Source organism: Bradyrhizobium sp. USDA 4454 (assembly GCF_054822705.1).
This window is the reverse complement of record NZ_JBTRCN010000001.1, coordinates 475,155-487,776: the sequence shown is the minus strand read 5'-3', so window position 1 is coordinate 487,776 and position 12,622 is coordinate 475,155. Positions and strand designations below refer to the sequence as shown.

At 65.1% G+C, this 12,622-nt stretch carries 10 protein-coding genes; 6 read left to right on the top strand and 4 right to left on the bottom strand.

The window, feature by feature from the left end; translation table 11 throughout:
* The first annotated feature begins 15 nt into the window (after positions 1–15).
* The 6 genes from ACVIW0_RS02200 (at position 16) to ACVIW0_RS02175 (ending at position 6,559) form a co-directional block, all read left to right on the top strand.
* Positions 16–1,230, top strand: coding sequence for an ABC transporter substrate-binding protein (locus ACVIW0_RS02200; RefSeq protein ID WP_461350829.1), 1,215 nt, complete (start codon positions 16–18; stop codon positions 1,228–1,230).
* Positions 1,231–1,274: 44 nt separating this feature from the next.
* Positions 1,275–2,408: an NADH:flavin oxidoreductase/NADH oxidase gene (locus ACVIW0_RS02195; RefSeq protein ID WP_461350828.1), complete on the top strand. Its 1,134-nt coding sequence runs from the start codon at positions 1,275–1,277 to the stop codon at positions 2,406–2,408.
* Positions 2,409–2,410: 2 nt separating this feature from the next.
* Positions 2,411–3,253 (top strand): IclR family transcriptional regulator, encoded by an 843-nt coding sequence (locus tag ACVIW0_RS02190; RefSeq protein WP_461350827.1) that lies wholly within the window; start codon positions 2,411–2,413, stop codon positions 3,251–3,253.
* Between the two features lie 229 nt (positions 3,254–3,482).
* Positions 3,483–4,550: an acyl-CoA dehydrogenase family protein gene (locus ACVIW0_RS02185; RefSeq protein WP_461350826.1), complete on the top strand. Its 1,068-nt coding sequence runs from the start codon at positions 3,483–3,485 to the stop codon at positions 4,548–4,550.
* A gap of 30 nt (positions 4,551–4,580) precedes the next feature.
* Positions 4,581–5,741 carry an acyl-CoA dehydrogenase family protein gene (locus tag ACVIW0_RS02180; RefSeq protein ID WP_018269158.1) on the top strand — a complete coding sequence of 387 codons (1,161 nt, stop codon included), beginning with the start codon at positions 4,581–4,583 and terminating at the stop codon, positions 5,739–5,741.
* Between the two features lie 17 nt (positions 5,742–5,758).
* Entirely contained in the window at positions 5,759–6,559 is an 801-nt protein-coding gene (locus ACVIW0_RS02175) for an enoyl-CoA hydratase/isomerase family protein (RefSeq protein ID WP_461350825.1), read from the top strand.
* A 177-nt stretch (positions 6,560–6,736) separates the two neighbouring features.
* On the opposite strand, the gene ACVIW0_RS02170 is transcribed toward ACVIW0_RS02175, so the two are convergent.
* From ACVIW0_RS02170 to ACVIW0_RS02155, 4 genes are all read right to left on the bottom strand, one after another.
* Positions 6,737–8,851, bottom strand: a complete 2,115-nt coding sequence (locus tag ACVIW0_RS02170) for an acetate--CoA ligase family protein (protein ID WP_461350824.1) — start codon at positions 8,849–8,851, stop codon at positions 6,737–6,739.
* 848 nt (positions 8,852–9,699) lie between these two features.
* Entirely contained in the window at positions 9,700–10,455 is a 756-nt protein-coding gene (locus tag ACVIW0_RS02165; protein WP_461357224.1) for a VOC family protein, read from the bottom strand.
* 15 nt (positions 10,456–10,470) lie between these two features.
* The gene (locus tag ACVIW0_RS02160) at positions 10,471–11,265 is read right to left on the bottom strand and encodes an enoyl-CoA hydratase (protein ID WP_461350823.1); all 795 of its coding nucleotides are present in this window, start codon (positions 11,263–11,265) and stop codon (positions 10,471–10,473) included.
* Positions 11,266–11,400: 135 nt separating this feature from the next.
* A complete protein-coding gene (locus ACVIW0_RS02155; RefSeq protein WP_461350822.1) occupies positions 11,401–12,606 on the bottom strand; it encodes an ABC transporter substrate-binding protein in 1,206 nt (401 codons plus the stop codon).
* Between the last annotated feature and the right edge of the window lie 16 nt (positions 12,607–12,622).

Genomic DNA, 12,622 nt, shown 5'->3' with positions numbered 1-12,622 from the left:
AGGAAACGACCAACAATGAGATCGACTTTCGAATGGATCGCCGCGAGCGCCGCAATCCTCTCAGTCGCCTTCGCCGCGCCATCGCACGCGCAGATCTCCGACGACATGATCAAGATCGGCGTACTGACCGATCAGGCCGGGCTTTATGCCGACGCGGCCGGTCCCGGCGCGGTCGAAGCGGTCCGGATGGCCATCGCGGATTTCGGCGGCAAGGTTTTGGGCAAGCCGATCGCGATGGTCGATGCCGACCATCAGAACAAGGCCGACATCGGCGCCGGGATCGCGCGGCGCTGGTATGAGCAGGAGAATGTCGACGTCATCGTCGACTTCGCCAATTCCGCGGTCGCCTTCGCGGTGCTCGAGCTCACCAAGCAGAAGAACAAGGCGATGCTGGTGTCGTCGGCCGGCTCCTCCGACCTGACCGGAAAGGGCTGCTCGGCCAATTCGGTGCAGTGGACCTACAACACCTATGCGCTCGCCAACAGCACGGTGCGGGCGCTGGCTAAGGAAGGCGCGAAGAGCTGGTACTTCGTCACGGTCGACTACGCCTTCGGCCACGCGCTGCGCAACGACGCCGTCAGGACCGTCGAGAAAGTCGGCGGCAGCATCGCCGGCGAGGTGCGGCATCCGCTCAACAGCATGGATTTCTCGTCCTATCTGTTGCAGGCCCAGAGCTCGAAGGCCGATGTGATCGCCTTTGCCAACACCGGCGGCGACCTCGCCAACTCGATCCGGCAAGCGCAGGAATTCGGGATGGCGCACACGCAAAAGCTCGCAGCTTTCCTGATGCAGACCAGCGACATCCACGCGATTGGCTTGCAGGCCGCCCAGGGGCTGCAGCTCGCGACCGCGTTCTATTGGGACCTCGACGACAAGACCCGCGACTTCGCCGCGCGCTTCATGGCCAGGACCAAGAAGCGGCCGACCATGGTGCAGGCCGGTCTCTACTCCGCGGTGATGACCTATCTCAAGGCGATCGAGAAGTCGGGCACCGACGACGGCCCCAAGGTGATCGCGCAGATGAAGGACATGCCGATCGACGACTTCTTCGCCCGCAACGCCTTCCTGCGCGAGGACGGCCAGCTGATCCACGACATGTATCTGGTGCAGGTGAAATCGCCGGCGGAATCCAAGGGCGCCTGGGATTACGAGAAGCTGGTTCAGGTCATCCCGGGCAAGGAGGCGTTCGCGGCATCCGAAGAGAGCGCCTGCCCGCTGCTGAAGAAATGATGGCTCTCACCAATTCGCAAACCACAAGCAAGGCTGGACATCGCATGACCGAACTGCCGCTGCTCTTTACCCCGCTGCGACTGCGCGACCTCGAACTGAAGAATCGGATCATGGTCTCGCCGATGGCGACCTATTCGGCGCGTGAGGGCCGCGCCACCGATTGGCACACCGCCCATATCGGCAAGCTCGCTGCCGGCGGTGCCGGTCTGGTGTTCGTCGAGCAGAGCTCGGTGAACACCCAGGGGCGCATCACCCATGGCTGCCTCGGCATCTGGGACGATGCGCATGTCGCCGACCATGCCGCGCTCGCCGCGCTGATCCACGGCTTCAACGCCAAGGCCGCAATCCAGATCGCCCATGGCGGCCGCAAGGGCTCGTCGCAACGGCCGTGGGAAGGCGGCAATCCACTCGGCGAGGCTGACGTCAAGGCGCGCGGCGAAGGCCCGTGGCAGATCGCGGCCTCAAGCGGCATTCCCTTCGACGACGGCTGGCCCGCGCCGCAGATGATGACGTCAGAGCAGATCGACGCCCTGGTGGACGACTATCGCCAGGCGTTCCGCCGCGCCAGGGCTGCCGGTTACGACGTCATCGAACTGCACTGCGCGCACGGCTATCTGATGCACTCGTTCCTGTCGCCGCTCGCCAACAACCGCAACGACGAGTATGGCGGCTCGCGCGAGAACCGCATGCGCCTGCCGCTGCGGATCGCTGCGATCATGCGCGAGGAATGGCCGGATCATCTGCCGGCCTTCGTCCGCATCTCCTCGGTCGACGGCGTCGACATCGGCTGGTCGATCGAGGATTCGATTGTGTTTGCGCGCGAGCTGAAGGCGATCGGAATCGACATGGTGGACTGCTCGTCGGGCGGCATGAAACTGCCGCGCGGCAATTCGCTGGTGTCGCGCACCCCTGGCTTCCAGGTGCCGTTCGCCGAACGGATCCAGAAGGAAGCCGGTATCCCGACGGTAGCGGTCGGGCTGATCCGCGAGCCGGACTACGCCGAAGCCATCTTGCGGGACGGCAAGGCCACGCTTATTGCGCTCGGCCGCGAACTGCTGTGGAATCCGAACTGGCCCGCACAGACCGCACTGGCGCTCGGCTGCGATCCCGAGTGGACCAGCTGGCCCGAGCAATATGGCTGGTGGCTGAAGCGGCGGGTGGCGCAGCAGGGACGGTAACCATGCCGGTGGCGAAGAAGGATGCAGCGACAACCGGCACGGCAGCCGGCGCCCGGTCTTTCGAATTTCCCGGCGATACCTCGCGCGACCTGCCGAAGATGGACAATGCGGTCAAGTCGGCGCGGCGCGTGTTCGACGTGCTCGAATTCTTCGAGGAGCACCAGCGCGCCGCTTCCGCCATCGAGGTCGCCGCGGCGCTCAAATTCCCGCAATCCAGCACCTCGGCGTTGATGCGGACGATGACGGCATTCGGCTATCTGCACTACGACACCAGCCGCCGCACCTACATCCCGACGCCGCGGATCTCGATGCTGGGACACTGGCTGAGCCCGGCGCTGTTCACGAAGGGACGCCTGGTCAATTTGATGGAGGAGCTCTCCGCGCGGACCGGCGAGACCATCATGCTCGCGGTGCGCAACGGGCTCAGCGCGCAATATGTCCATATCATTCAGGCCAAGCTGCCGATGCGGCTCTATGTCAAGGCCGGCACGCTGCGGCCGCTGGCGCGCTCCGCATCGGGTTATGCGCTGCTGTCGGCCTATCCGGACAAGGAGGTGCGCCGCCTGGTGCGCCTGATCAACGCCAACGAGCCCCGGCCGGACCGGCAGGTCGACATCAACGCCCTCATGCTGGAGCTGAAGAAGGTCCGCGCCAAGGGGCACGCCTTCTCGCTCGGCCTGGTCACGCCGGGCGCCGGCGCCGTCGCCATGAACCTGCCGCCGATTGCGGAATCGAACGAGCCGCTGGTGCTGTGCGTGGCCGGACTGAACGACGCGCTGGTCACCCAGGAGACCGAATTCGCCGACCTGATGCGGAGGGCGATCGAGTTTCATCTGGCGGACTGAACTGATGTCACCGACCGATTTACGACCGCGCGTGGCATACAAACCGAGGCGGTCGAAAGTTCACTCTGCGGAATTCGCGCACGTCGCCCGGCTTCATGCCCTCCGCGCAAGTGGCCCTGCGGGCAGCGCTTGTCACGGCTATGGCTTTTCCCCATCATTGAGCGCAAGACACATCGCAAGCAGGGCACGGCCGAACGGTCGGCCCGAGCCAATCAACACGAGGAACGCTGTGGCGGAGAGTGAGAACATCGTCGCCGAGACCGCGGAAAAGATTTTCGCCGATCTCGCGGATGCCCAAACCATCAATCACGACAAGCAGGGCGCGTGGAAGGCGCCGCTGTGGCAGGCGCTGACCGAAGCCGGCCTGCCGCTGTCCTGGGTGCCCGACGATCTCGGCGGTTCCGGCGCCAGCCTCGCCGAAGGCTTCAGCGTCCTGAACGTCGCCGGGCGACATGCGATCGCTGTTCCGCTGGCCGAAACGATGCTGGGCGGCTGGCTGCTGACGCAGGGCAAGATCGCATCTCCCGCAGGCGAGATGACGGTTGTCCCGGCGAGCCCGAAGGACCGCGTCACGGTTGGCGCCGACGGCTCGCTCTCCGGTCGCGCCCGCCGCGTGCCGTTCGCGAAAGACGCAAAGCATTTCGCCGTGCTGGCCGATGGCAATGGTGGCGTGTCGATCGCGCTGGTCGATGCCGCGAAGTGCCGGATCGAATCCGGGATCGGCCTTGGCGGCGATCACAACGACACCGTCACGCTCGACAAGGTGCAGCCGGTCGCGATCAAGCCGGCGCCGAAGGGATTTGACCAGACCACGCTGATGCTGATGGGCGGCGTGGTGCGCAGCCTGCAGATCGCGGGCAGCCTGGAGGCGATGCTCGACATCTCCGTGCGCTATTCCAACGAACGCGTCGCCTTCGAGAAGAAGATCTCCAAGTTCCAAGCGGTGCAGCACAACCTCGCCCGTCTCGCCGGCGAAAATGCCGCCGCGCTCGCTGCCGCGACCTCGGCGGCCGACACCATCGCGAATGCAAAATCGCTCGACACCGATGCGGTGTTCCTCGAGGCGGCGGCGGCGAAGATCCGCTGCTCGGAAGCCGCCGAGAAGGGCAGCGGCATCGCGCATCAGGTGCATGGCGCGATCGGCTTCACCATCGAGCACATCCTGCACCGCTTCTCGCTGCGCGCATTGGCGTGGCGCGACGATTTCGGCTCGGAGAGCTACTGGGCGGTCGAGCTCGGCAAGCTCGTCGCCGAACGTGGCGCCGATGAATTGTGGCCGCTGGTGGCCTCGCGCTGAGATCAGGCAGAAAGATCAGGACTGGACATCATGACTGCAGCCCTTCGTTTCGATCCGATCCGCCTGCCGGAAAAATGCGAGCAGCTCCGCAAGGAGGTGCGCGCCTTCCTCGCCGAGGAGATCGCCGCCGGCACCTTCGATCCGCACGCGCCCAACCGCGAGGACAATGATGCGCCGGAATTCTCCCGCCGCGTCGGCGCCAAGGGCTGGCTCGGCATGACCTGGCCGAAGAAATATGGCGGCCAGGAACGCTCGTTCCTGGAACGCTACGTCGTCACCGAGGAGATGCGGGTGGCGAACGCGCCGACCCGGCGCTTCTTCGTCGCCGACCGCCAGAGCGGGCCGGTGCTTTTGAAATACGCGCCCGAGCACATCAAGATGGACATCCTGCCGCGGATCTGCCGCGGCGAGGTCTGCTTCGCGATCGGCATGAGCGAGCCGAACTCCGGCTCCGATCTGTTCGCGGCGAAGACCCGCGCGACCAAGACCGACGGCGGCTATCTGATCAACGGCACCAAGATCTGGACCTCGTCGGCGCACATCGCCGACTACATGATCGCGATCTTCCGCACCTCGCCGCCGACCAAGGAAAACCGCCGCCACGGCCTGACCCAGTTCCTGGTCAAGATGAAGCAGCCCGGCATCCAGGTGAATCCGATCGGCCAGATCACCGGCCAGTTCGAATTCAACGAGGTGGTATTCACCGACTACTTCGTCCCCGACGATCATGTGCTCGGCGAAGTCGACGGCGCCTGGAAGCAGGCGACGTCGGAGCTTGCCTACGAGCGGAGTGGCCCCGAGCGCTTCCTCGAAACCTATTACGTGCTCACCGAGCTCGTGCGCGCGGTCGGCAAGAACCCGGACACCCGCAGCGCCGAAGGCATCGGCCGGCTAGTGGCGCAGGTCCACACCATGCGCCGCATGTCGGTGTCGGTTGCGGGCATGTTGCAGGCCGGCAAGGAGCCGGTGGTGGAGGCCTCAATCGTCAAGGACATCGGCACGGTGTGGGAGCAACAGCTGCCGCATCGCGTGCGCGATCTCGCGGCGTTCGTCGAGGAGACCGCGACCAACCGCGAGACGCTGGAGAAGCAGCTCGATTTCGCCATCAAGACCGCGCCCAAGCTGACGATCCAGGGCGGCACCACCGAGGTGCTGCGCGGCATCATCGCCCGCGGTTTGGGCTTGCGCTAATTCAACGAGGACAGATCATGACCAAGTACACTGATATTGGCGTCGAGACCCACGGCCATGTCGGCCTGATCGAAATCCGAAAACCCCCGCTGAACTTCTTCGACGTCGCGCTGATCAACCAGATCGCCGACGCGCTGGAGGAGTTCGACAACAACATCGAGATCCGCGCCTCGGTGCTCGCAGCCCAGGGCAAGGCGTTCTGCGCCGGCGCCAATTTCGGCGACCCGGCGCGCCAGGAGCAGGAGGAGCGCGCCAAGAGCGATCCGGCCTCCAACCTGCCGATCAACCATCTCTACGTCCAGGCGGTGCGCATCTTCCGCAACAAGAAGCCGATCGTCGCGGCGATCCATGGCGCCGCGATCGGCGGCGGCCTCGGCCTTGCGGTCTCCGCCGACTTCCGCGTCGCCTGCCCAGAAGCGCGCTTCTCGGCGAATTTCACCAAACTCGGCTTCCATCCGGGCTTCGGCCTCACCACCACGCTGCCGGAGCTGATCGGCAAGAACAATGCGGAGCTGATGTTCTACACCAGCCGCCGCGTCACCGGCGAAGAGGCCTATCGCTGGGGCCTCGCCAATGTGCTGGTGCCGCAGGACCAGGTGCGGGCTGAAGCGATGAAGCTCGCGCAGGAGATCGCCGAATGCTCGCCGCTCGGCCTGGTCTCGACCCGCGCCACCATGCGCGCCGGCCTCGCCGACCGCGTGCTCGCCGCGACCAACCATGAACTGGAAGAGCAGACCAAGCTGCGCGCGACCGAGGACTTCAAGGAAGGCGTCAAGGCCACCGCCGAGCGCCGTGTCGCGAACTTCGAGGGGCGGTGAGCGGCAAGCGCCGCTTTCTCCACGGGTCGTCCCGGCCTAGTGCGCAATTGCGCACGGGAGCCGGGACCCAACCACTGAACTGAGTTGTAAGGGACGCCGACGCCGCTTGTGCCTCTTTGGTCGGCCGCGGCGCATGGGTTCCGGCCTTCGCCGGGACGACGTTGGGGAGATGTCGCGCTACCCCTTCGGCACCACCAGCGCATCGACGATCGTAACGCCCTGCCCCTCCGGATGCACCAGCACCGGATTGACCTCGATCTCGGCGATCTCGCCTGCATGCTGCGCCGCCAGCAAGGAAATCTGCGAGATCAATCGCGCCAGTGCTGCGACATCCGCTTTCGGCGCACCGCGGAAGCCGTGCAGCAGCGGCGCGGCCTTCAGCGTGTCCAGCATGGCAGCCGCCGCAGCCGCGCTGACCGGCGCCGGGCGGTAGACCACGTCTTTGAACAATTCGGTCGTGATGCCGCCGAGCCCCACCATCACCATCGGCCCGAAGGTGGCGTCCGTCATGGTGCCGACGATGATCTCGACGCCCCTCTTCGCCATCGGCCCGACCAGCACGCCCTGGATCGCCGCATCCGGCCGTGCCTTCTGCACGCTCTCCAGCATGTCACGATAGGCCGTGAACGCCGCGCTCTTGGCGGCGATATTGACACGGACGCCGCCGACCTCGCTCTTGTGCGCGATGTCGGGCGACTGGATCTTCATGACCAGCGGAAATCCGACGCGTTCGATTGCGACGTCGAGCCCGTCGCGATCCGTCACCAGCACCTCGTCCGGCAGCGCGATCCCAGCGGTGCGGAGCAGCGACTTGCTGTCATGTTCGGAAAGGGTCTTTGAGGTCAGATGCGCAGAAAGATCGCACGTTTGCGTCTCCGATGCCGATAGCTCCAGTGCCGGCGTGAAGCCGGCAAAATCGGCCAGCCGCCGCATCGCGACGCCGACATGGGTCAGCCCTGAGAGCACCACGACGCCTGACTTCGCCAGCCCCTGCCGCGCGAAGTGCGACGGCAGCGTGTAGGAATAGAACACTACCGGCTTGTGCTGCGCGGAGATCACCGGTTTCAGCTCGGCTTCCTTGAACGGCATCCGCGTCTCGCTCGACAGCGACAGCACGACCAAGGTCGCGTCGACCTCGTCGGAAGCGTTGAACAGCTCGATGCTCTTCTGCAGGCCGCCCGAGGAGACGCCCTGCGCGGTCACGTCGACCGGATTGCCCGCCGCGCCATAGGACGGCATCCATTGCTTGATCTGGCTCTGGATGTCGGCCGACAACTCCGGTACGCGCAGGCCCTGCATCGAGACGGTATCGGCGCCCCAGATGCCAGCACCGCCGGACACCGTCAGCACCGCGACGCGATCGCCCTTCGGCAGCGGATTGGTGGTGAGCACCGCGGCAATCGTCACCGCCTCGTCGAGGTCGTTGGAGACGATGAAGCCGTATTTCGCGAACACCGCATCATAGGCCGCCGACCAGCCCGCCATGCTCGCGGTGTGCGAGGCTGCGGCGCGTTCGCCGGCGCCGGAGCGGCCCACTTTCGTGACGATCACGGGCTTCCTGAGCTCTGCCGCACGCTTCGCCGCAACCAGGAACTTGTCGACGTCGCGGATGCCCTCGATGAACAGCAGGATCACGTCGGTCGAGGCATCCTGCACCATGTAGTCGAGGAATTCGCCGGCACCGAGATCGCTCTCATTGCCGGCGCTCACGACATAGCTCAGCGCGACGCCGAGCGCCTTGGCGCGATGATAGATCGCAAAGCCGATGCCGCCGCTCTGCGCGACGATGCCGATCCGCCGTTGGCTTGCGACCAAAGCGGGCGCATCCGGCTTGACGTCGACGGTCGGGCTGAAGGTCGCGGCGACCTTCTGCACCTGGCTGTAGAATCCTTCGGCGTTCGGGCCACTGATCCGCATCCCCGTTCGCTTCGCCAGCGCCACGATCGCATCCTGCATCGCTGCGCTGTCACCGCCCTCCTCGGCAAAGCCGGAGGAGATGATGACCGCGTTCTTGACGCCGGCGGCGGCGCACTGCTCCAGCGCCGGCAGCACCGCACGCGCGGGGATCACGATGACGGCGAGATCGATCGGCACGCCGATCTCTGCGATCGACTTGAAGCACTTCAAGCCATCGATCTCGTCATAGTTCGGATTGATCGGATAGAGCCCGCCCGGATAGCCGTTCTTGCGCAGCATCGCGAGCAACCGCCCCGGAATCTTCTCGTGATCGCGCGAGGCGCCGATCAGCGCGATGCTCTTTGGGGCGAAGAAGGAATCGAGCGGATGCGGCATGGGGGCGTTCCGGTTGTTATTGTTGTAAGCCACGATATTGAATCAGCACCGCGAGCTCAATCGCTTCTCCCGTCATCCTGAGGAGCGCGGAACGCGCGTCTCGAAGGATGCACGGCCCGACCGTGGCCGATTCATCCTTCGAGGCTCGCTGCGCTCGCACCTCAGGATGACGGGAGAAAGGCACGTAGCCTGGACGGAGCGCAGCGAAGGGGCGTTCCGTTCGTTATTGTTGTAAGCTACGATATTGAATCAGCACCGCGAGCCCAATCGCTTCTCCCGTCATCCTGAGGAGCGCGGAACGCGCGTCTCGAAGGATGCACGGCCCGACCGTGGCCGATTCATCCTTCGAGGCTCGCTGCGCTCGCACCTCAGGATGACGGGAGAAAGACAGGTAGCCTGGACGGAGCGCAGCGAAGGGGCGTTCCGTTCGTTATTGTTGTAAGCTACGATATTGAATCAGCACCGCGAGCCCAATCGCTCCTCCCGTCATCCTGAGGAGCGCGGAACGCGCGTCTCGAAGGATGCACGGCCCGGTCCGTGGCCGATTCATCCTTCGAGGCTCGCTCCACTCGCACCTCAGGATGACGGGAGAAAGACACGTAGCCCGGACGGAGCGCAGCGAAGGGGCGTTCCGTTCGTTATTGTTGTAAGCTACGATATTGAATCAGCACCGCGAGCCCAATCGCTCCTCCCGTCATCCTGAGGAGCGCGGAACGCGCGTCTCGAAGGATGCACGGCCCGGTCCGTGGCCGATTCATCCTTCGAGGCTCGCTGCGCTCGCACCTCAGGATGACGGGAGAAAAAAGACGTGTAGCCGGATGGAGCGCAGCGAAATCCAGGCGACAAGATCACGCGACCAGCTTGAACGTCACGCCGCAAAGCTGGAACTCATCGCCATCAACCGCACAGCCCCTGGCTTTCGCGGCATCCAGCACCTTGGCCTTGTCGGCAACCTTGAAGGTTAAGCCGCTCATGATCTCGCTGTCACCCTTGACGAAGCGGAAGGTGGCATTGGGCAGCTTCATGACGGTGCCGTCGGCAGCAACGCCGACGATCCTGCCCCAATGTTCGGCCAACCCTTCGGGCTCTGGGCTCTGCATCTCGACCTCGGTCAGCGCCAGCGTCGTGTCCTTGCGGATCGACTTCTGCCAGTCCGGGCCGGCCGGCGGATACGGCCCCAGCACGTCGTCGCTGCCGTCGGTGTGGTTGAACTCGATGAAGGCGGCGCGGCAGTCGCGCGGGTGCAGTTGCACGCCGTGATACGGCGCATGCGTGATCACGTTCGCGATGCGCACGCCGATCGCATTGGCCTTGGCGCCGCGCGCGTCGGGGTCTTCGCAGCAGAAGATCGCCATGTAGCCGCCGCGGCCGCCGGTCTTCTCGATAAAGCGGCCGGCCGCGGTGCCCGGCCCCGGCTGGAACGGCGCGACCACTTCGAGAAGAATCGTGTCGACCGGCAGCAGCGCGTTCTCGAGGCCGTATTTGGCGACGTTGCCGTCGCGGTAACAGACATCGAGGCCCATGATCGCAGAGATATCCGCGATCACGGGCGCGAGCCGCGGCGCCACCAGGCAGATCTGCCGCAGTCGCATGTACTCGGCCAAGTGATTGGTCACGGCTTACTGTCCCTGGAAGGTGGGCTTGCGCTTCTCGACGAAGGCCTTCGCCGCTTCCTTGTGGTCGGTGGTCTCGCCGGCGCGGGTGTGGTGGATAGCCTCGCCGTCGAAGCAGGCCTCGAGCGTCATGGTCTCGGCATTGTTGATGTTGCGCTTGATGTAGCCGAGCGCCACCGACGGGCCCTGCGCCAGCGAGCGCGCGAGCTCCAGCGCTTCGGCCTCGATATCGGCATCGGGCACCACCTTGGAGACCATGCCGAGATTATAGGCCTCCTGCGCCGACAGCACCGGCGACATCATGTAGAGCTCGCGCGCCTTGGCGCTGCCGAGCATCTTGGTGAGGAAATAGGTGCCGCCGTAGTCGCCGGAGAAGCCGACCTTGGCGAAGGCGGTCGTGATCTTGCAGGAGGCGCTGGCGACGCGCAGGTCGCAGGACAGCGCGATCGAGAGCCCGGCGCCGGCCGCCGCGCCGTCGAGCTGCGCCACCACCGGCTTCGGCATCGTGTGCAGGATCCGCGAGACCTCCATGCCGCGGCGCAGATTGGCCATCTTGGCTTCGAACGGCAGCGGCGCGCGGCCTGCCGCCATCGATTTGACGTCGCCGCCGACGCAGAAGGTGCCGCCGGCGCCGCGGATCAGCACCGCCCGTACCTCGGTATCGTCCTGCGCGCGACGCGCGGCCTCGACGAGCCCCTGCGTCATGTCGGCATTGAGCGCATTGCGCCGATCCGGGCGGTTCATGGTGATGGTGAGCAGACCCTGCTCGAGGGACTGGAGAACCATCTGATTGTCGCTCATGGCGTTTGCCTTTCGTTGTTTGTTGGTTGTTGCCCCGTCGTTCCGGGATGGTGCGCTAGCACCAGACCCGGAACCTCGAGATCCCGGGCTCGCGCTTCGCACGCCCCGGGATGACTGCGTGACTTCGTCACTCCGTCACTTCTTCAGCAGCGGGCAGCGCGATTCCGACAGCGACTGGAACGCCTGGTCGCCCGGCACGGTCGCGAGCAGCTTGTAGTCATCCCAGCGGCCCTTCGACTCCGAAGGCTTCTTGACCTCGAACAGATACATATCGTGCACCATGCGGCCGTCCTCGCGAATCCGGCCGTTCTTGGCGAACATGTCGTTGATCGGAGTCTCCTTCATCACCTTCATGACGGCGGCGGCATCGGTGGTGCCGGCGGCCTTCACCGCCTGCAGATAATGCCGCACCGAGGAGTAGACCCCGGCTTGCGCCGAGGTCGGCACTCGCTTGGTGCGCTCCATGAACCGCTTGGTGAAGGCGCGGGTGTCGTCGTTGAGATCCCAATAAAAGGCCTCCGCAAGCAGCAGGCCCTGCGCGGTCTCGAGCCCGACGCTGTCGATGTCGGTGACGAAGGCCAACAGCGGCGACAGCTTCTGGTCGCCCTTGGTCAGGCCGAACTCCGCCGCCTGCTTGATCGCGTTGATGGTGTCGCCGCCGGCATTGGCGAGCCCGATCACCTTCGCTTTCGAAGCCTGTGCCTGCAGCAGGAACGACGAGAAATCCGAGGTGTTGATCGGATGCCGCACGCTGCCGAGCACCTTGCCGCCCGACTTCACCACGACATTGCTGGTGTCCTTTTCCAGGTCCTGGCCGAACGCATAGTCGGCGGTGAGGAAGAACCAGGTGTCGAGACCGGATTTCACTGCGGCAAGGCCGGTGACATTGGCCTGCGCGAAGGTGTCGAACACGTAGTGCACGGTGTAGGGACCGCAGGCCTCATTGGAGAGACGGATCGAGCCCGGACCGTTGAACATGATAATCTTGCCGCGCGCCTTGGCGATCTCGCCGGCGGCAAGCGCGGTTGCCGATGCCGCGACGTCGAAGATCATCTCGACGCCCTGGTTGTCGATCATGTCGCGAGCGATGTTGGCGGCAAGATCGGCCTTGTTGAGATGGTCGCCGACCACGATCTCGATCTTGCGGCCGAGCACCGTGCCGCCGAAATCCTCCGCCGCCATCTTGGCGGCGGTCTCGCTGCCCGTCCCGGTGATGTCGGCATAGAGGCTCGACATATCGAGGATGCCGCCGAGCTTCAGCGGAGGCTTGTCCTGCGCCAGCGACGCGCTCGCCGAGATCGCAAACACACAGGCCAACACGCCGGCCAAAACTCGTCTCATTCAAACCCTCCCTGGA

What these genes read in the sequence shown, in the direction of transcription:
- ACVIW0_RS02160 (WP_461350823.1), bottom strand. Translation starts at nt 11,265, where the DNA reads ATGAGCGACAATCAGATGGTTCTCCAGTCCCTCGAGCAGGGTCTGCTC.
- ACVIW0_RS02190 (WP_461350827.1), top strand. Translation starts at nt 2,411, where the DNA reads ATGCCGGTGGCGAAGAAGGATGCAGCGACAACCGGCACGGCAGCCGGC.
- ACVIW0_RS02200 (WP_461350829.1), top strand. Translation starts at nt 16, where the DNA reads ATGAGATCGACTTTCGAATGGATCGCCGCGAGCGCCGCAATCCTCTCA.
- ACVIW0_RS02155 (WP_461350822.1), bottom strand. Translation starts at nt 12,606, where the DNA reads ATGAGACGAGTTTTGGCCGGCGTGTTGGCCTGTGTGTTTGCGATCTCG.
- ACVIW0_RS02175 (WP_461350825.1), top strand. Translation starts at nt 5,759, where the DNA reads ATGACCAAGTACACTGATATTGGCGTCGAGACCCACGGCCATGTCGGC.
- ACVIW0_RS02180 (WP_018269158.1), top strand. Translation starts at nt 4,581, where the DNA reads ATGACTGCAGCCCTTCGTTTCGATCCGATCCGCCTGCCGGAAAAATGC.
- ACVIW0_RS02170 (WP_461350824.1), bottom strand. Translation starts at nt 8,851, where the DNA reads ATGCCGCATCCGCTCGATTCCTTCTTCGCCCCAAAGAGCATCGCGCTG.
- ACVIW0_RS02195 (WP_461350828.1), top strand. Translation starts at nt 1,275, where the DNA reads ATGACCGAACTGCCGCTGCTCTTTACCCCGCTGCGACTGCGCGACCTC.